Origin of the sequence: Citrobacter sp. MGH110, from assembly GCF_001037515.1 — a bacterium.
Classification (GTDB): domain Bacteria; phylum Pseudomonadota; class Gammaproteobacteria; order Enterobacterales; family Enterobacteriaceae; genus Citrobacter; species Citrobacter portucalensis.
In genome coordinates this window covers 95,853-114,952 of record NZ_KQ089830.1, presented here as the reverse complement: position 1 = coordinate 114,952, position 19,100 = coordinate 95,853, and the positions used below count along the sequence as shown (strand labels likewise).

Annotated in this window: 14 protein-coding genes; 7 read left to right on the top strand and 7 right to left on the bottom strand. The window is 51.4% G+C overall.

From position 1 onward, the window contains the following. Positions 1-31: 31 nt before the first annotated feature. The gene (locus tag SK38_RS00490) at positions 32-1,462 is read right to left on the bottom strand and encodes a 6-phospho-beta-glucosidase (protein ID WP_048234744.1); all 1,431 of its coding nucleotides are present in this window, start codon (positions 1,460-1,462) and stop codon (positions 32-34) included. 295 nt (positions 1,463-1,757) lie between these two features. On the opposite strand from SK38_RS00490, the gene purM reads away from it, so the two are divergent. From purM to ppx, 4 genes are all read left to right on the top strand, one after another. Next, positions 1,758-2,795 (top strand): phosphoribosylformylglycinamidine cyclo-ligase, encoded by a 1,038-nt coding sequence (gene purM / locus SK38_RS00485; RefSeq protein WP_020996702.1) that lies wholly within the window; start codon positions 1,758-1,760, stop codon positions 2,793-2,795. Beyond that, the gene (purN, locus tag SK38_RS00480) at positions 2,792-3,433 is read left to right on the top strand and encodes a phosphoribosylglycinamide formyltransferase (protein ID WP_008785442.1); all 642 of its coding nucleotides are present in this window, start codon (positions 2,792-2,794) and stop codon (positions 3,431-3,433) included. The genes purM and purN overlap by 4 nt, the downstream gene beginning before the upstream one ends. 216 nt (positions 3,434-3,649) lie before the next feature. Continuing rightward, entirely contained in the window at positions 3,650-5,716 is a 2,067-nt protein-coding gene (gene ppk1 / locus SK38_RS00475) for a polyphosphate kinase 1 (protein WP_032944192.1), read from the top strand. 4 nt (positions 5,717-5,720) lie between these two features. Beyond that, on the top strand, positions 5,721-7,262 hold the full coding sequence (ppx, locus tag SK38_RS00470) for an exopolyphosphatase (RefSeq protein ID WP_032944195.1): 1,542 nt from the start codon (positions 5,721-5,723) through the stop codon (positions 7,260-7,262). Here ppx and SK38_RS00465 read toward each other — a convergent pair. Next, complete coding sequence (locus SK38_RS00465; protein WP_048234742.1) at positions 7,242-9,512, bottom strand: bifunctional diguanylate cyclase/phosphodiesterase; 2,271 nt, start codon at positions 9,510-9,512, stop codon at positions 7,242-7,244. The genes ppx and SK38_RS00465 overlap by 21 nt on opposite strands. Before the next feature lie 350 nt (positions 9,513-9,862). On the opposite strand from SK38_RS00465, the gene SK38_RS23435 reads away from it, so the two are divergent. Both SK38_RS23435 and mscS read left to right on the top strand, forming a co-directional pair. Further along, a complete protein-coding gene (locus SK38_RS23435) occupies positions 9,863-10,066 on the top strand; it encodes a YfgG family protein (RefSeq protein WP_008785446.1) in 204 nt (67 codons plus the stop codon). Positions 10,067-10,430: 364 nt separating this feature from the next. After that, positions 10,431-11,309 (top strand): small-conductance mechanosensitive channel MscS, encoded by an 879-nt coding sequence (mscS, locus tag SK38_RS00455; protein WP_048234740.1) that lies wholly within the window; start codon positions 10,431-10,433, stop codon positions 11,307-11,309. Positions 11,310-11,443: 134 nt separating this feature from the next. Here mscS and guaA read toward each other — a convergent pair whose 3' ends face one another. Next, complete coding sequence (guaA, locus tag SK38_RS00450; RefSeq protein ID WP_048236381.1) at positions 11,444-13,021, bottom strand: glutamine-hydrolyzing GMP synthase; 1,578 nt, start codon at positions 13,019-13,021, stop codon at positions 11,444-11,446. A 63-nt stretch (positions 13,022-13,084) separates the two neighbouring features. After that, positions 13,085-14,551, bottom strand: a complete 1,467-nt coding sequence (gene guaB / locus SK38_RS00445; protein WP_003037756.1) for an IMP dehydrogenase — start codon at positions 14,549-14,551, stop codon at positions 13,085-13,087. Between the two features lie 160 nt (positions 14,552-14,711). On the opposite strand from guaB, the gene xseA reads away from it, so the two are divergent. Further along, on the top strand, positions 14,712-16,085 hold the full coding sequence (xseA, locus tag SK38_RS00440) for an exodeoxyribonuclease VII large subunit (RefSeq protein WP_032944201.1): 1,374 nt from the start codon (positions 14,712-14,714) through the stop codon (positions 16,083-16,085). On the opposite strand, the gene SK38_RS00435 is transcribed toward xseA, so the two are convergent. The 3 genes from SK38_RS00435 to SK38_RS00425 all read right to left on the bottom strand — a co-directional run bounded on the left by SK38_RS00435 (position 16,082) and on the right by SK38_RS00425 (position 19,037). Next, entirely contained in the window at positions 16,082-16,297 is a 216-nt protein-coding gene (locus tag SK38_RS00435; protein WP_003835160.1) for a zinc ribbon domain-containing protein, read from the bottom strand. The two genes, xseA and SK38_RS00435, sit on opposite strands and share 4 nt — an antisense overlap. A 52-nt stretch (positions 16,298-16,349) precedes the next feature. Beyond that, on the bottom strand, positions 16,350-17,432 hold the full coding sequence (locus tag SK38_RS00430) for a Gfo/Idh/MocA family oxidoreductase (RefSeq protein WP_048234738.1): 1,083 nt from the start codon (positions 17,430-17,432) through the stop codon (positions 16,350-16,352). Between the two features lie 63 nt (positions 17,433-17,495). Beyond that, positions 17,496-19,037 carry a peptide MFS transporter gene (locus tag SK38_RS00425; protein WP_003835166.1) on the bottom strand — a complete coding sequence of 514 codons (1,542 nt, stop codon included), beginning with the start codon at positions 19,035-19,037 and terminating at the stop codon, positions 17,496-17,498. Positions 19,038-19,100: the final 63 nt, after the last annotated feature.

Below are 19,100 nucleotides of genomic sequence, written 5' to 3'. Positions count from 1 at the left end.
ATGGCGGGGCTTGCTGTCAATGCTATGAATTTTAAAGATATTCAGCATTGGTCTGGATGACTTTTTGATACCACGAAAAAGATTTTTTAGGTGAGCGCGTTAATGTCCCGCTACCGTCATTATTTTTATCGACATAGATAAACCCGTAGCGTTTTTTCATCTCCCCTGTCCCGGCAGAGACTAAATCAATGCAGCCCCACGGGGTATATCCCATCAGATCCACGCCATCTTCCACCACCGCTTTTTTCATCTCACGTATGTGGGCGGCAAGGTAGTCGATACGGTACTGGTCGTTAACTGTACCATCGTCCTCGCGCACATCAATGGCGCCAAATCCATTCTCCACAATAAATAGTGGCAGTTGATAATGATCCCAGAACCAGTTCAGTGAATAACGTAGGCCAACCGGATCAATCTGCCAGCCCCAGTCCGATTTCTGCACGTACGGGTTGGAAACCAGGCTTTTCGACTCGTCGTAATCCAGCTGTGGGTTGTCCGCCGTTGCCTGGGTTGCGAAAGACATATAATAGCTAAAGCCGATGTAATCAACGCAGCCCTTGGCCAGCGCCTGACGGTCTTCCTCGGTGATATCCAGTTCAAAGCCACGACGGGCAAAGTAGTTGAGAAGATGCCGCGGGTATTTGCCGCGCACATGGACGTCAGTAAACCAGTAACGCCGGTGCATGGCATTCATCGCCATCATCATATCGTCTGGCGCGCAGGTCAGCGGATAGATTGGACACATGGCAATCATGCACCCTATTTGTAATTCCGGGTTAATCTCACGCGCGACCTTTACCGCCAGCGCGCTTGCCACCAGCTCATAGTGCGCCGCCTGGTACATGACCGGCTCGCGGTCTTCGCCAGGGTGGTATTTCAGACCTGAGTTAGTAAAGGGCGCGAAATCTTCGTGATAATTTGCCTGGTTGTTAATCTCATTAAACGTCATCCAGTACTTCACTTTGTGCTGGTAACGAGTGAATACCACCCTGGCAAAACGGACAAAGAAATCGATAAGCTTGCGGTTGCGCCAGCCGCCGTACTCCGTCACCAGATGGTAAGGCATCTCAAAATGCGACAGCGTAATCACCGGCTCAATGCCGTATTTCAGGCATTCGTCAAACAGGTCATCATAGAACTGTAGGCCAGCTTCATTGGGTTGTTCTTCATCGCCTAAGGGGAAAATACGTGTCCAGGCAATAGAGGTGCGAAAACATTTAAACCCCATTTCGGCAAACAGCTTTATGTCGTCTTTATAGCGATGATAAAAATCGATGGCCTCATGGTTAGGGTAATTTTTACCGGAAATCACACCGTCGGTAATTTCACGCGCCACACCATGCGCTCCCGCGGTCATGACATCGGCAACGCTGACGCCTTTTCCGCCCTCCTGCCAGCCACCTTCCAGTTGATGAGCAGCGACAGCACCACCCCACATGAAATCTGCTTTAAATCCTGACATACCCTTCCCCTATCGTGATGACTCTGCGCAAAACGCTGTTGATGAGGTCCGCAACAGAAAACAGAAACCGGTTTCAGTACGATACTGTGCATTCGGCTAACAGGATTCAAGCACAAGACTGTACCCGGTTTCATTTTCGTGGCGCAGCTCAAACAAATAGATAAATGATTGTAAAATGCTGAAAAAACCAGCAGATAAAACTTGATGCAGAGCAGGCTCGCAAACGTTTGCTTTCCCTGTTAGAATTGCGCCGAATTTAACTTTTACTGCAAGTAAACATGTGGGGAAGCAGGCAGTGACCGATAAAACCTCTCTTAGCTACAAAGATGCCGGTGTTGATATTGATGCAGGTAATGCTCTGGTTGATCGAATCAAAGGCGTAGTAAAGAAAACTCGTCGTCCGGAAGTTATGGGTGGTCTGGGTGGCTTCGGTGCGCTGTGCGCATTGCCGCAAAAATATCGTGAACCGGTACTGGTTTCCGGCACTGATGGCGTTGGTACAAAACTGCGTCTGGCGATGGATCTGAAACGCCACGACACTATCGGCATTGACCTCGTCGCAATGTGCGTCAACGACCTCGTGGTTCAGGGCGCTGAGCCGCTGTTCTTCCTCGACTACTATGCAACCGGCAAACTGGATGTGGACACCGCAGCCAGCGTCATTAACGGGATTGCCGAAGGCTGCCTGCAGTCTGGCTGTGCGCTGGTCGGTGGGGAAACTGCTGAAATGCCGGGGATGTACCACGGCGAAGATTACGACGTGGCAGGTTTCTGCGTTGGCGTCGTCGAAAAATCAGAGATTATCGACGGTTCAAAAGTGGCTGACGGTGACGTACTGATTGCGCTCGGCTCCAGCGGCCCGCACTCCAACGGCTACTCTCTGGTGCGTAAAATTGTAGAAGTCAGCGGTTGTGACCCAGAAACCACCGAGCTTGAAGGCAAGCCGCTGGCCGATCACTTACTGGCCCCTACCCGCATTTACGTGAAATCCATTCTGGAACTGATCGAGAAGGTTGATGTGCACGCCATTGCCCACCTGACCGGCGGCGGCTTCTGGGAAAATATTCCACGCGTTCTGCCAGACAACACGCAGGCAGTGATCGACGAATCTTCATGGCAGTGGCCAGCCGTCTTCAACTGGCTGCAAACGGCGGGTAACGTCAGCCAGCATGAGATGTATCGCACCTTTAACTGCGGTGTAGGTATGGTTATCGCCCTGCCAGCTCCGGAAGTGGACAAAGCCCTTGCTTTGCTCAATGAGAAAGGTGAAAACGCATGGAAAATCGGTATCATCAAAGCTTCTGATTCCGAACAGCGTGTGGTCATTGAATGAAAAACATTGTGGTGCTCATTTCCGGCAACGGAAGCAATTTGCAGGCGATAATCGACGCCTGCGAACAGAAAAAAATCAATGGCACCATACGTGCAGTATTCAGTAACAAGGCCGATGCGTTCGGCCTTGAGCGCGCACGCGAAGCGAATATTCCGGCACACTCGCTGGAAGCCGCCCAGTTTGCCAGTCGCGAAGCATTCGACCGCCAACTGATACAAGAGATTGACGCCTATGCACCCGATGTCGTGGTGCTGGCCGGTTATATGCGTATCCTCAGCCCGGCGTTTGTCGCTCACTATGCTGAACGATTGCTGAATATCCACCCGTCTTTATTGCCGAAGTATCCCGGCCTGCATACGCACCGCCAGGTACTGGAAAACGGCGATGAAGAACATGGTACCTCAGTCCATTTCGTGACGGATGAGTTGGACGGCGGACCGGTCATTCTCCAGGCCAAAGTCCCAGTATTTGAAGGCGACAGCGAAGATGACGTCACGGCACGGGTTCAAGCTCAGGAACATACCATTTACCCGCTGGTGGTAAGCTGGTTTATCGACGGTCGCCTGAAGATGCGTGATAACGCTGCATGGCTGGATGGCGTTCGTTTGCCTCCACAAGGCTACGCCGCCGACGAATAATAAAAAAACCAACCTGTAAGCCGAATGTCACCATCCGGCTTACAGGCATAACTACCTTTTCCGGTTAATACCACCGGTATTCATCTACGCTCCCCCTTTCTCTTTGCTATCAGACGGTTTATTGTCATATTTTTCTGGCACAGTTGGACATCTGAGAGCAATGCTCGCCATAATAAATCGGTAGTGTCCCGTGAATGAAACGGAGTAAAAGTGGTAATGGGTCAGGAAAAGCTATACATCGAGAAAGAACTCAGCTGGTTAGCGTTCAACGAACGTGTACTCCAGGAAGCTGCTGATAAGTCAAACCCGTTGATCGAACGGATGCGTTTCTTAGGCATCTATTCCAATAACCTCGACGAGTTTTATAAGGTTCGTTTTGCCGAACTGAAGCGCCGAATCATTATTAGCGAAGAACAGGGTTCAAACTCTCACTCCCGCCATTTGTTAGGCAAAATCCAGGCCCGCGTATTAAAAGCCGATCAGGAATTTGACGGCCTGTACAACGAGTTGCTGTTGGAAATGGCGCGCAATCAGATTTTCTTAATCAATGAACGCCAGTTGTCTGTTAATCAGCAAAGCTGGTTGCGTCATTACTTCAAGCAATATCTTCGCCAGCACATCACGCCGATCCTGATTAACCGCGAGACGGATTTAGTCCAGTTTTTGAAAGATGACTACACCTATCTGGCGGTAGAAATTATCCGTGGTGATACGATCCGCTACGCGCTGCTGGAAATCCCTTCCGACAAGGTTCCCCGTTTTGTGAATCTGCCGCCGGAAACCCCGCGCCGTCGCAAACCGATGATCCTGCTGGACAACATCTTACGTTACTGCCTTGACGACATTTTCAAAGGGTTCTTTGACTACGACGCACTGAACGCCTATTCGATGAAAATGACCCGTGACGCCGAATACGATTTGGTGCACGAGATGGAATCGAGCCTGATGGAGCTGATGTCATCCAGCCTGAAACAGCGTCTGACCGCAGAACCTGTACGTTTTGTCTATCAGCGTGACATGCCCAATGCACTGGTCGAAGTACTGCGTGAAAAACTGACGATTTCTCGCTACGACTCGATTGTTCCCGGCGGGCGTTACCATAACTTCAAAGACTTTATTAACTTCCCTAACGTTGGCAAAGCTAACCTGGTGAACAAACCGCTGCCGCGTCTGCGCCATATCTGGTTCGACAACGAGAAGTTTCGTAACGGCTTTGACGCCGTTCGCGAACGCGACGTGCTGCTGTATTACCCCTATCACACCTTTGAGCACGTTCTTGAACTGCTGCGCCAGGCCTCTTTCGACCCGAGCGTGCTGGCTATAAAGATCAACATCTACCGTGTGGCAAAAGATTCACGCATCATAGATTCAATGATCCATGCCGCGCACAACGGTAAGAAAGTCACCGTGGTGGTGGAATTGCAGGCCCGCTTCGATGAAGAAGCCAACATCCATTGGGCCAAGCGTCTTACCGAAGCAGGCGTTCACGTCATCTTCTCCGCGCCAGGCCTGAAAATTCACGCCAAACTGTTCCTTATCTCGCGTAAAGAAGGTGATGAAGTCGTGCGCTATGCGCATATCGGGACGGGGAACTTCAACGAAAAAACGGCACGCCTGTATACCGACTACTCGTTGCTGACCGCCGATTCGCGCATTACCAACGAAGTGCGTCGGGTGTTTAACTTCATCGAGAACCCGTATCGCCCGGTGACGTTCGATTATCTGCTGGTTTCCCCGCAGAACTCACGCCGTCTGCTGTACGCGATGATCGACAAAGAAATCGCCAACGCGCAGCAAGGACTGCCTTCCGGCATTACGCTAAAACTGAATAACCTGGTCGATAAAGGTCTGGTTGACCGCCTCTATGCGGCCTCAAGCTCTGGTGTGCCGGTCAATTTGTTGATTCGTGGTATGTGTTCTTTGATTCCGAATCTGGAAGGTATCAGCGACAATATTCGCGTTATCAGCATCGTTGATCGCTATCTTGAACATGACCGGGTCTATATCTTCGAGAACGGAGGTGACAAGCAGGTGTATCTCTCCTCCGCTGACTGGATGACAAGAAACATCGACTATCGTATCGAAGTTGCCACACCGCTTCTTGACCCGCGCCTTAAGCAACGCGTGCTGGATATTATCGATATCCTGTTCAGCGACACGGTGAAAGCCCGCTTTATTGATAAAGAACTGAGTAATCGCTACGTACCGCGCGGAAACCGCCGTAAGGTTCAGTCACAATTGGCGATTTACGATTACATCAAATCACTCGAGCAACCTGACTAAAGATATGCCAATACACGACAAGACTCCACGACCGCAGGAATTTGCTGCGGTCGACCTTGGTTCAAACAGTTTCCATATGGTCATTGCCCGCGTGGTTGATGGCGCAATGCAAATTATTGGGCGACTGAAACAACGCGTACATCTGGCGGATGGCCTCGGCGAAGATAACAAGCTGAGCGAAGAGGCCATGGAGCGCGGGCTAAGCTGTTTATCACTGTTCGCCGAACGTTTGCAGGGGTTTCCTCCATCAAGCGTATGTATCGTGGGAACCCATACTTTGCGTCAGGCACTGAATGCGACTGATTTTCTCAAGCGAGCGGAAAAAGTCATCCCCTACCCAATTGAGATTATTTCCGGCAACGAAGAAGCCCGATTGATCTTTATGGGCGTTGAACATACGCAGCCGGAAAAAGGTCGCAAGCTGGTTATCGATATCGGCGGCGGCTCAACAGAACTGGTGATCGGAGAAGATTTCGAGCCTAAACTGGTCGAAAGCCGCCGTATGGGCTGCGTCAGCTTTGCCCAGATGTACTTCCCGCGCGGTGTAATTAACCGTGAAAATTTCCAGCGTGCCCGCATGGCGGCTGCGCAAAAGCTCGAAACCTTAACCTGGCAGTTTCGCATTCAGGGCTGGAACGTTGCGCTGGGCGCATCGGGCACCATTAAAGCAGCCCATGAAGTGCTGCTGGAGATGGGTGAAAAAGACGGTTTTATCACCCCCGAACGTCTGGACAAGCTGACATCTGAAGTGTTGAAGCACGCGTCATTTGATGCGCTCAGCTTGCCGGGGTTGTCAGAAGAAAGAAAAGCAGTGTTTGTACCCGGACTCGCGATTCTGTGCGGCGTTTTTGACGCGTTAGCTATTCGCGAACTTCGCCTTTCTGATGGTGCGTTACGTGAAGGCGTGCTGTACGAGATGGAAGGCCGATTTCGCCACCAGGACGTTCGCAGCCGTACCGCCAGCAGCCTGGCGAACCAGTACAACATTGACAGCGAACAGGCCCGGCGCGTACTAGAAACGACGATGCAAATGTACGACCAGTGGCATACGCAGCAGCCAAAGCTGGCCAATCCCCAACTGGAAGCGTTACTGCGTTGGGCAGCAATGCTGCATGAGGTTGGGCTGAACATTAACCACAGCGGTTTGCATCGCCACTCTGCGTATATCTTACAAAACAGCGATCTGCCTGGTTTCAATCAGGAACAACAGCTGATGATGGCAACATTAGTTCGTTATCATCGCAAAGCGATTAAGCTCGACGACTTGCCCCGCTTTACGCTGTTTAAGAAGAAACAGTTTCTGCCGTTAATTCAGCTGCTGCGCCTGGGCGTGCTGTTGAATAATCAGCGTCAGGCGACCACCACACCGCCGACTTTGACCCTGATTACCGACGACAGCCACTGGACCTTACGCTTCCCGCATGACTGGTTTAGCCAAAATGCGCTGGTGCTGCTCGATCTGGAGAAAGAGCAGCAATACTGGGAAGCCGTAACAGGCTGGCGACTCAAAATTGAAGAAGAGAGCTCACCCGATATCGCCGCATAAGATCTCAGCAGGTGTCAGTTCATCTGGCACCTGCTTTTCCAGAGTTTCATTCAACGGCAGTGGCTCACCAATCAGATACCCCTGCATGTAATCAATCCCCAGTGAAATCACCGCACTGCGTATTTCTTCGCTTTCGACGTACTCCGCAACCACCAGCATTCTTTTCATCCGCGCCAGATGGCAAATAGAGGCCACGATTTGGTAGTCGAGGCTGTTCGAAACAATATTGCGAATAAAGCTACCGTCAATTTTCAGGATATCGGCATTCACATTTTTCAGCCGCGCATAGCTGGCATACCCAGTACCAAAATCATCAATCGCAATCTGACAGCCCAGTGATTGCAGCTGCAGCAACGTTGCCTGTGCCTGTTCCGCATTGGTCAAGGCATTGCTTTCCGTCACTTCAAAGATAAGTTGCCATGCTTCAACCTTGTACTTATTCAGTAACTGATTGATGTCATTAGGAAGTCGCGCGCGACATACTGAGGTAGGTGATAAGTTGATAGCAAACCGGTGGGCGGGCATTTTTTCCCGATTCTGCGCCATAAATTTCAACGTATTTTCAATCACCCACAGATCGATACGGGATGACAAACCAAACTCATGGGCTACCGGCAAGAAGTTATCAGGGGCAATAGTTTCACCGTCATCCCCCTCAAGCCGCAGGAGGATTTCGTGATAAACGTCGCCACGCACACCAAAAATCGGCTGCGCCTTCAGGAAAAAATGATTGTTCTCCAGCGCCTGCTGAATACGGTTCATCATCGCAACTTTATCTTTCAGGTCGCGTTGCAGGTGCATCACACCACGCCGCTGCAAATTCTCTGGTGAATTGGTTGCCAGCGATAATTCGGCAATGGTACTTAACTCTCCCAGCAACAAATAGATATGGTTAACAGGAGAACGGACATAGCAAAAGCTGATCCCAACCTGCGGTTGCAAAGGCATTCCGTCCCAGACAAAACGAAACTGCTTGATATGCCTGTCCAGTGCTTCAATGCGTTCCTGGTGTAGCTCAGTGTTAAAACGCAGGATTAAATCATTACCTGACAATTGATAGACATGCTCATCCTGTTCAAGCAACGGTGTTATCCACTGAGCCAGTTTTTGCTTGTACTGGATACGCAGCATAATGCCGTAATTTTTCACCAGCAGCTCCATGCCCGGAACACCCAAAAAGCAAAGCACTGACCATGGCGCGTTTTTCAAATCCCGGTTCAAAGCGCGCAAATTCGGAATATGCACCATAGGGTCAAAGAAGGCCAGGCGATGGTTGCGCCGGGTAACAAAACGTTGACGCGTTGCCAGGACAGCAATGAAATTCACGATGAAGGAAAAAACCAGATAACTTGATGAGGTAATGGCAAGCTGCGTATCATAACCCGAATACCAGGGCATATAGCGCTGATAATAATGAATTGCGGTAATAAGTACAACCGCCCATATCAACGAAATAAATTTATAACCGTAACGCATTGCCCCCCACAGCATGACAGGCAGTAACAGTGACAGTGTATAATTCGTGCTGAATATTGAGCTTTGTTCATTGAGCGGCATACACAACATTGCCATTAGCACAGTCAATATAATCAACCAGACCGCAAACTCTGTTTTAGTCACTTTGGTATCAAACTGCTGCTTTAACTGAGAAAAATAGCCTCTCAGATGCAAGGGGTTGCGAATTGTTCGAATGATGAAATAACACAGCGGCACACCTACAAGATTCCCCGCGAGTATGGACTGATAGTTGATCAATGTGCCTGTATTGAAGGGCATAACGCCCACCATGCCGGATTTGCTTTCATAAACACCCACAAATGCAGCAAACTGGAAGAGTATCAGAAACAGCGTTGCCGGGCAGAAGACTTGCCAGAACATACGCTGAAACAACAGATGAGAGTCGCCGTGGGAAACGTTGTTTCGTCGGGGAGAAAATACTTTATATCCTCCCCAGCTAAGCACGATTGTAACTATAAAGTGCGAAATTATTGAAAGTGTTTCAAATAACCCGACCTGCGGATATTTGTACCAGATAATGGAAATGATAATACCTGGCAATGCCGCCCAGCCAAAAAAAAGCATCAGGCTAATCATCAGCGCTAACGGCAGGTAGAAAAGAATTACGGTCCCCGTACTAATATGGGCATAGGTGGTGGCAGTGCTCAATATAGGCAACAACAAAGAAGGTAAGATGAGAGGTAATGCCCACCATCTATCTCTAATACCAATATAATTTTTATTGAGTTTCATAGATGCTCAGTAGAATCCCATACATCCTGTAGGGGGTATTCAGACAGGCATCCCACCTGACCTTAAAACGATAAAGTAAAATACATCACAATGATTCATCGATTTTAGTTGTCAGCAAAGTGTGATGCTTGATACATATCAAAAAACATGCCCCTCATTCATCAATTATTACTCTTTTCATTATTTTTTATCGTTAATACATTATTCATGCAAATAATAATATTAATTTCCATAACATAAGAAGATAAAACAACTGAAGCAATTTTACATAAGGAAGAATTGACCATTCCCTCTCAGTGTGCCTTAATGTGAGTATCGCCCTCAGTTGGGTACACTACAAGGAACCTTTTGTGAGCCAGGTTACCAGCCTACGCAAACGACACCGATTTAACAGTCGCATGATCCGGATCGTACTGCTTATCAGCTTTCTCTTCTTCTTCGGACGCTTCGTCTACTCCGCCATTGGTGCGTGGCATCACCACCAGGACAAAAAAGAATCTCAGCAGACCACTCAGCCGCAACAGACAGCTCCTGCACAAACCGACGAACATTGATCGCTCGCGCCTGTGATACCCCCAGCATTAAGATTCCTTACCGGATGGCTAATCGCCTGACATTTAACCATCCGGTAAGGGATTTGAGTGACGAAACTTTACACATATCCCCCCTCTCCCGCTTAATTATCAGATAATCGGCCGTATTTTTCGCACAAATGCACAATCTTTTCATCCCACTTCACCGCACCATTCGCGCTGATTTTTACGTTCCGGTTTAGCGGACATAAAAAGACAAACAGTGCTCAAATAAACGCTAATTAATATCACCAGCAAATATCACTGACGCAAGCATTTATATTTCGCATGAAAATTAAATAGTTATTTGAATTGTTATCATTTTTAAATTCTACAGGGTAATACCATGAGTGGTTTTTTATTATTCCCGAAAATAAGAAGCGGCCTTGAGTGGATCGCCGGGCACAGCGATGCTGTCATTCAATTCGGCTGGAATATCGTTGCCGCCGTGATCTTATTGTTTATCGGTAAATTTATCGCTCGTCTGCTCTCTCGTGGGCTGGAAAAGTTACTGCTTAAACGTAAAGTCGACAGAACGATCATTCAGTTCTTCACCGCGCTGGTACGTTACATTACCCTCGCCTTTTCCGTCGTCGCCGCATTAGGTCGCATCGGTATTGAAACATCCTCCATTATTGCCGTCATCGGTGCCGCCGGACTAGCCATTGGCCTCGCGTTACAAAGCTCGCTTTCCAACTTTGCCGCTGGCGTGCTGTTGGTTTCCCTGCGGCCTTTTCGCGCCGGAGAAGTAGTGCAGATTGGTGCAGTCACCGGAACAGTAGAAAAGGTGCACATCTTCTCCACCACCCTGCTAACCGCGGACAGCAAAGAAGTGGTGATTCCAAACGGTAAGATCATCGCTGACAACATCATTAACTATTCCCGTCACCCTTTTCGTCGTATCGATCTGGTGATTGGTGTGGGTTATCAGAGTCGGATTGCAGAGGTTAAGCAAGTTATTAATCACATTATCGAGCAGGACAGCCGCATCGATAAGCAACGTGGGGTAACCGTTCGTCTGGGCGAACTGGGCGCTTCAGCGTTGAATTTTTACGTGCGCGTATGGGTGCCCAATATCGAATACTGGAACACCTATTACGATCTGCTGGAAAACATTAAAGAGGCGCTGGACGCCAACCACATCGACCTACCCTATCCACAGATGGATGTGCGTATTCAGAATGTCACACCTCAGCAGCAGCCCCAGCTGCAACTGGTCGATTAGCGTACTTTCCTACAGAACATGCGCCTGAAGTATTTGCTGAAGTATTTTCTGAAATGCGTGCAATAAAAAACCCTCTATAAACAGAGGGTTTTTTGCATATTACCGGTTCAAAAAACCGCTAACGGAAAGGGATATTATTCCCACTCAATGGTAGCTGGCGGCTTACCGCTGATGTCATACACCACGCGGGAAATACCGTTCACTTCGTTGATAATGCGGTTAGAGACGCGGCCTAAGAAGTCATACGGCAGGTGTGCCCAATGCGCGGTCATAAAGTCGATGGTTTCGACCGCACGCAGGGAAACAACCCAGTCGTACTTGCGGCCATCGCCCATCACACCAACGGAACGAACCGGCAGGAACACGGTGAACGCCTGGCTTACCTTGTTGTACAGGTCAGCTTTGTGCAGCTCTTCAATGAAGATAGCATCCGCGCGACGCAGCAGGTCGCAGTACTCTTTCTTCACTTCGCCAAGCACACGTACGCCCAGACCCGGTCCCGGGAACGGGTGACGGTACAGCATGTCGTACGGCAGGCCCAGCTCCAGACCAATCTTACGCACTTCGTCTTTGAACAGCTCACGCAGCGGCTCAACCAGACCCATCTTCATCTCTTTCGGCAAACCGCCCACGTTGTGGTGAGATTTGATAACGTGCGCTTTACCGGTGGCAGATGCCGCGGATTCGATCACGTCCGGGTAGATGGTGCCCTGCGCCAGCCACTTAACGTCTTCCAGCTTCAGCGCTTCTTCATCGAATACTTCCACGAAGACGCGGCCAATGATTTTACGTTTAGCTTCTGGATCGCTCTCGCCTTTCAGCGCGTCCAGGAAACGCTTTTCGCCTTCCACGTGAACGATGTTCAGGCCAAAGTGGTCGCCGAACATATCCATCACCTGCTGAGCTTCGTTGAGACGCAGCAGACCGTTGTCAACGAACACGCAGGTCAGGTTTTTGCCGATAGCACGGTGCAGCAGCATCGCGGTCACGGAGGAGTCAACGCCGCCGGACAGACCGAGGATAACTTTATCATTGCCAACCTGCTCACGAATGCGGGCAACGGCGTCATCGATAATTTTTGCCGGCGTCCACAGCGCTTCACACTGGCAGATGTCGCGCACAAAACGCTCCAGCATGCGCATGCCCTGACGGGTGTGGGTAACTTCCGGGTGGAACTGCACGCCGTAGAAGCGTTTTTCTTCGTGCGCCATGATAGCGAACGGGCAGCTGTCGGTGCTGGCAACGGTCACGAAACCTTCCGGAATGGCGGTCACTTTGTCGCCGTGGCTCATCCACACGTCCAGCAGCGGTTTGCCGTCTGCGGTCAGGGAGTCTTCAATACCGCGGACAAGCGCGCTGTCGGTCTGAACTTCAACCTGCGCATAGCCGAATTCACGTTCGTTAGAACCTTCAACATGGCCACCGAGCTGCATTGCCATGGTCTGCATGCCGTAGCACACGCCGAACACCGGCACGCCCGCATTGAAAACGTATTCCGGCGCACGCGGGCTGTTTTCTTCGGTGGTACTTTCCGGACCACCGGAAAGAATGATACCGCTTGGGTTGAATTCGCGAATTTGTGCTTCCGTAACATCCCATGCCCACAGTTCACAGTAGACGCCCAGTTCACGTACGCGACGTGCAACCAGCTGAGTGTACTGCGAGCCGAAATCGAGGATGAGAATGCGATGTTTATGAATATTGTCTGTCATTGACGCTAATTCCGAGGCAAGTGAAACAAATTCGCCCGGCATATAGCCGGGCGCGGAAACTTATCAGGAGCCCATGCGGTAGTTAGGGGACTCTTTGGTGATGGTCACATCGTGAACGTGACTTTCCTGAATACCCGCACCGCTGATGCGTACAAACTCTGCTTTCGTTCGCAGCGCGTCGATAGTACCACAGCCGGTCAGACCCATACAGGAGCGCAGGCCGCCCATCTGCTGGTGAATGATCTCTTTCAGGCGACCTTTATAGGCAACGCGACCTTCGATACCTTCCGGGACCAGTTTGTCAGCAGCGTTATCGCTCTGGAAGTAACGGTCAGAAGACCCTTTGGACATCGCGCCCAGAGAACCCATACCGCGGTAAGATTTGTAAGAACGGCCCTGGTACAGTTCGATTTCGCCCGGGGATTCTTCAGTACCCGCCAGCATGGAGCCAACCATCACTGCGGCAGCACCAGCAGCAATCGCTTTAGCGATGTCGCCGGAGAAACGAATACCGCCGTCGGCGATAACCGGAATACCGGTGCCTTCCAGCGCTTCAACGGCATCAGAAACGGCAGTGATCTGCGGAACACCGACGCCGGTCACGATACGGGTAGTACAGATGGAGCCAGGGCCGATACCCACTTTAACAGCGCTGCAGCCAGCTTCAGCAAGCGCGCGAGCACCTGCGCCCGTAGCAACGTTACCGCCGATGATCTGCAGGTCAGGATATTTAGCGCGAGTTTCACGGATACGCTGCAGAACGCCTTCAGAGTGGCCGTGAGAGGAGTCAATCAGCAGAACGTCTACGCCAGCGGCAACCAGCGCGTCTACACGCTCTTCGTTACCTGCGCCAGCACCTACCGCTGCACCAACGCGCAGACGACCATGCTCGTCTTTACAGGCGTTAGGTTTACGTTCTGCTTTCTGGAAATCTTTTACGGTGATCATGCCGAGCAGGTGGAAGCTGTCATCAACAACCAGCGCTTTCTCAACGCGTTTTTCGTGCATTTTGGCAAAAACGACATCGCGCGCTTCGCCTTCACGAACGGTCACCAGACGCTCTTTTGGCGTCATATATACGCTAACCGGCTGGTTCAGGTCTGTCACAAAACGCACGTCACGGCCGGTGATGATGCCGACCAGTTCGTTATCTTCAGTCACTACCGGGTAGCCAGCAAAGCCGTTACGCTCGGTCAGTTCTTTCACTTCGCGCAGAGTAGTGGTTGGCAGTACGGTCTGTGGGTCAGTTACCACGCCAGATTCATGTTTCTTCACGCGGCGAACTTCTTCAGCCTGGCGCTCGATGGACATGTTTTTGTGGATAAAACCGATACCGCCTTCCTGGGCCAGGGCAATTGCCAGGCGCGCTTCCGTCACGGTGTCCATTGCTGCGGAGAGCATAGGAATGTTCAGGCGAATGGTTTTCGTCAACTGGGTGCTGAGGTCAGCAGTATTCGGCAGAACGGTAGAATGAGCGGGAACGAGGAGGACGTCGTCAAACGTCAGGGCTTCTTTTGCGATACGTAGCATGGGCAATATCTCACCTGGGAGGTTATTAAATATTGCCGCGGCATTATACAGAGCGTAACCGATTGCATCCACACTTTTTTGCAAAAAAACCTTGCACTCCTCTGTGAGCATGTTACTTTCGACTGAATAACTTGCTGATTTAGAATTTGATCCCGCTCACATGTTATCCTCTCAGACCACCTCAATTTTTACCGTAAGCCGCCTAAATCAGACGGTTCGTTTGCTGCTTGAGCAGGAAATGGGACAAGTTTGGATCAGCGGTGAAATCTCGAATTTCACTCAGCCGTCCTCCGGTCACTGGTATTTCACGCTCAAAGATGACACCGCCCAGGTACGCTGCGCGATGTTTCGCAACAGCAATCGACGGGTAACGTTCCGCCCGCAGCACGGTCAGCAGGTCCTGGTACGCGCCAACATTACGTTGTACGAACCGCGTGGCGACTATCAGATAATTGTTGAGAGCATGCAGCCAGCTGGTGAAGGCTTGTTGCAGCAAAAATATGAGCAACTCAAGGCCAAACTGCAGGCTGAAGGGCTATTCGATCAGCAGTTCAAAAAATCACTACCCTCTCCGGCTCACTGCGTTGGGGTCATTACCTCGAAAACCGGGGCTGCGCTGCACGACATTCTCCACGTGCTGAAGCGCCGTGACCCATCCTTGCCCGTTATTATCTACCCGACCGCGGTCCAGGGCGACGATGCGCCAGGACAGATCGTTCGCGCCATTGAGCTGGCGAACGCGCGGGGCGAGTGCGATGTGCTTATCGTCGGGCGCGGCGGCGGTTCTCTGGAAGATTTGTGGAGTTTTAACGACGAACGTGTAGCGCGGGCAATCTTTGCCAGCCGCATTCCGGTAGTAAGCGCCGTCGGCCACGAAACAGATGTCACTATTGCCGATTTTATTGCAGATTTACGGGCGCCTACGCCATCAGCAGCGGCGGAAATTGTTAGCCGCAATCAACTGGAACTGCTGCGTCAAATTCAGCATGGCCAGCAGCGTCTGGAGATGGCGATGGACTACTACATCGCCAACCGTACTCGTCGCTTTACCCAGCTTCATCACCGTTTGCAACAGCAACATCCGCAACTGCGTCTGGCCCGTCAGCAGACCGTGTTGGAGCGGCTGCGTCAGAGGATGAATTTCGCCCTTGAGAATAAGATTAAGCAGGCCAATCAGCGCCAACAGCGCGTAAGTCAACGCCTGAGCCAGCAAAACCCACAGCCGCGCATTTATCGGGCGCAAACCCGTATTCAGCAACTGGAGTACCGTCTGGCAGAGAATATCCGCGCGCGTTTAAGTGCACAGCGAGAACGCTTCGGTAATGTGGTGACGCATCTTGAAGCGGTGAGTCCTCTCTCGACGCTCGCTCGCGGCTATAGCGTCACTACCGCGACCGACGGCAAAGTGCTGAAGCAGACCAAACAGGTAAAAACCGGTGATGTGCTCACTACCCGCCTGTCAGACGGCTGGGTAGAGAGCGAAGTGAAAGGCGTAACGACGGCAAAGAAAACGCGTAAGAAAAAGCCAGATTAAACCGGCACAAACTCCACACGTTTCTTCGAGATCAGACCATGGCCATTCTGACAGAAGTAGTCCACCGCCCCGCAGGCTTTTAACACCTGGAGTGGCTGATGGCACTCCGGGCAGCGCGCTTCTAACGGAATATCTTTTTTACAGTTTTCACAGTGTGCCACACCGTTTTGTGGTTCCAGTTCTGCATGACAATCCGGGCAGGTCATCGACATGGTGACTCCTTTAAATGGTGTTCAATTCTGCGCTAATTTTACCATGATACGCTTAGTGTGAACCACGCAACTGTTGCTGTAGGATCAGTAATCGTTCTACCTCCTCCATCCTGCGCTGCGTCGTGCGGCTCACCTCCTGCGGGCTGCGTTCAAACAGACTTTGCGTCCCCAGAATATGTTCCGCCAGACAATGGGCATAAATCGTACCAGGCAGACACCAGCGTTGCACAACATCACCGTCAATCAATTCGAGCACATCGGCGGCACCCCGTCGGTCGTAGCTGATGATACGCCCATCACGCAGATAAAGGCGCAGACCTTTTTGTCCGCCAGCAGGCCCCGCGTATTTATTCAGCCAGATATCCAACGGTACACCGCTAATCAGCCCTTGCAGATGCGCCTCTCCTTCAGCCGTGGTCAGGTCACCCTGGATGATGTTACGTCCCAGACGGTCTTTAGCGCTTTTCACCTGCAGGGTCATGCTGTCATTACCGCCCAGGTAACGCACTGTTTCACGCAGCATGGCCAGTACGTGTGTGCCAATGTCCAGAATCACACCGTCCGGGTGACGAAGCTCACGCGTATCTGGCTCACCAGTGGCAAAGTTGAGCGCGATCGGCTCTCCTGTAGCGTTATATCCGCTCGGCTCCTGCAAAAAACCGTCAATTTTAACAACGTCTGAAAAGTGAGAGACAAGTGCCTGTTGTGGGTTATCGCCCTGCCACTGCGCACCGAGTTTTCCCAATGCCAGCTGCATTGCGCCATTGCGCGCCATCCAGTGGTCGAGCGCCAGCACGCGGTCGGCAGCGTCGGGTTGCTCCAGCAGTGTTTTCAGTTTTTCAATTTGGGAAAGTGTGGCAACAATCGGTTTTTCAACCACAATTCGTGCGATGGGAGCGGCCAGCGCCTGTTCAAGCACATCGAGATGATGCAGAGATGCGGTGGTGATAAACAGGGTATCAAGCGGTGTTGCAAGAAGTTCAGCGAGCGATGCACAGCGTGTCACACCAGCGGGCTGTTTTGCGGGTTGCACGTCAAATCCCACACAGCCCAGGGAATCACCGTAAAGTTTACGCAATGCGGGCAAGTATGCCGTTTCAACGACTGCGCCAAGCCCAACAAACCCTAACAGCATGTTCTCACCTCGTAAATGAATTGGCCGGGACATCACGTCTGCCCCGGCACAATCGAGGTGTTATCAGGCGCTAGTAGCCGGTTTAGTTTGCGTATTCTCCAGCATGCGACGGATCGGCACAATGAGGACGATCAGTACCGCAGCGCAGATAAGCAACGCAATCGAGCAGCGAGCGAAGAGATCCGGCAGCATATCCAGTTGGTCGGCCTTCACATGACCACCAATCAGACCTGCGGCCAGGTTACCCAGTGCACTGGCGCAGAACCACAGGCCCATCATCTGCCCGCGCATTCTTTCCGGGGCCAGCAGCGTCATGGTCGCCAGACCGATCGGGCTCAGGCACAACTCACCAAGCGTCAGCATCAGGATACTGCCCACCAGCCAGAATGGGGAGACGCCTGCGCCACCGTTACTGAGAACGTTTTGCGCTGCCAGCATCATCAGACCAAAGCCTGCAGCGGCACAGAGAATACCGATAACGAACTTGGTGATGCTGCTTGGGCGAATGTTCATGCTCGCCAGTTTCGGCCACGCCCAGCTGAAGACCGGTGCCAGCAGAATGATAAACAGTGCGTTTATCGACTGGAACCAGACCGCCGGGATTTCAAAATCGCCGATCATACGGTTAGTGTAGTCGTTAGCGAACAGGTTGAACGAGGTTGGCTTCTGCTCAAACGCAGACCAGAAGAACGCGGCGGAAACCAGCAGGATAAAGCAGACCAGCAGTCTGGCGCGCTCTTTGCGGTTCAGACCAGCAAAGACAAACAGGTAGATAAAATAAAGCGCGACGGAGGCGGCAATCACATACACCAGCATACTGGCAACCGCGACCGGATTTATCACAATCACGCCCTGCGCAATCAGCGTAACGATAACAGCTACGCCGACGGCCAGCGCCAGCAGCCACGCGCCCACACCGTTACGTTTCACTACCGGGCTGTTCCAGGTTGAGTCCAGACCCACTTCGCTGTCATAACGTTTCATCGATGGAACGGCAAACACGCGGAAGATGATCAACGCCACCAGCATCCCGATACCACCGATGCCAAAGCCCCAGTGCCAACCGTGGGATTTAATCAGCCAGCCGGAGATCAGCGGCGCGATAAACGATCCCATATTGATGCCCATATAGAACAGCGAGAAACCGCCGTCGCGACGCGCATCGCCTTTTTTATACAGCGTGCCAACCATCACTGAGATACAGGTTTTAAACAGACCGGAACCGAGCACGATAAACATCAGGCCGATAAAGAACAGGTTGTTCCCCATAATGGCCGAGAGCGCGATCGACAAGTGACCGAGCGCAATCAAAATGGAACCGTACCACACCGCTTTCTGTTGGCCGAGCCAGTTATCCGCCAGCCAGCCACCAGGCAACGCGGCGAGATACATCGTACCGGCAAAGATACCCACAATCGCCGAGGCATTTTCACGCGCCAGCCCCATGCCGCCGTCATAAACGGTAGCAGCCATAAACAGGATCAGTAACGGGCGAATGCCGTAAAACGAGAAGCGCTCCCACATCTCTGTGAAGAACAGCGAGCCGAGCGGGTAAGGATGACCGAAGAAAGTTCGGCTTTCTTTTTGATTAACAGAGGATTGCATAATTCTCCCGAAAGTTATGTCGTCGTGCGTGTAAACACCGCGATGTACGCCAGCCAGTTACGT

Coding starts and splice junctions, on each gene's coding strand:
- SK38_RS00490 (WP_048234744.1), bottom strand. CDS start 1,462: ATGTCAGGATTTAAAGCAGATTTCATGTGGGGTGGTGCTGTCGCTGCT.
- purN (WP_008785442.1), top strand. CDS start 2,792: ATGAAAAACATTGTGGTGCTCATTTCCGGCAACGGAAGCAATTTGCAG.
- ppk1 (WP_032944192.1), top strand. CDS start 3,650: ATGGGTCAGGAAAAGCTATACATCGAGAAAGAACTCAGCTGGTTAGCG.
- ppx (WP_032944195.1), top strand. CDS start 5,721: ATGCCAATACACGACAAGACTCCACGACCGCAGGAATTTGCTGCGGTC.
- SK38_RS00465 (WP_048234742.1), bottom strand. CDS start 9,512: ATGAAACTCAATAAAAATTATATTGGTATTAGAGATAGATGGTGGGCA.
- mscS (WP_048234740.1), top strand. CDS start 10,431: ATGAGTGGTTTTTTATTATTCCCGAAAATAAGAAGCGGCCTTGAGTGG.
- guaA (WP_048236381.1), bottom strand. CDS start 13,021: ATGACAGACAATATTCATAAACATCGCATTCTCATCCTCGATTTCGGC.
- guaB (WP_003037756.1), bottom strand. CDS start 14,551: ATGCTACGTATCGCAAAAGAAGCCCTGACGTTTGACGACGTCCTCCTC.
- xseA (WP_032944201.1), top strand. CDS start 14,712: ATGTTATCCTCTCAGACCACCTCAATTTTTACCGTAAGCCGCCTAAAT.
- SK38_RS00435 (WP_003835160.1), bottom strand. CDS start 16,297: ATGTCGATGACCTGCCCGGATTGTCATGCAGAACTGGAACCACAAAAC.
- SK38_RS00430 (WP_048234738.1), bottom strand. CDS start 17,432: ATGCTGTTAGGGTTTGTTGGGCTTGGCGCAGTCGTTGAAACGGCATAC.
- SK38_RS00425 (WP_003835166.1), bottom strand. CDS start 19,037: ATGCAATCCTCTGTTAATCAAAAAGAAAGCCGAACTTTCTTCGGTCAT.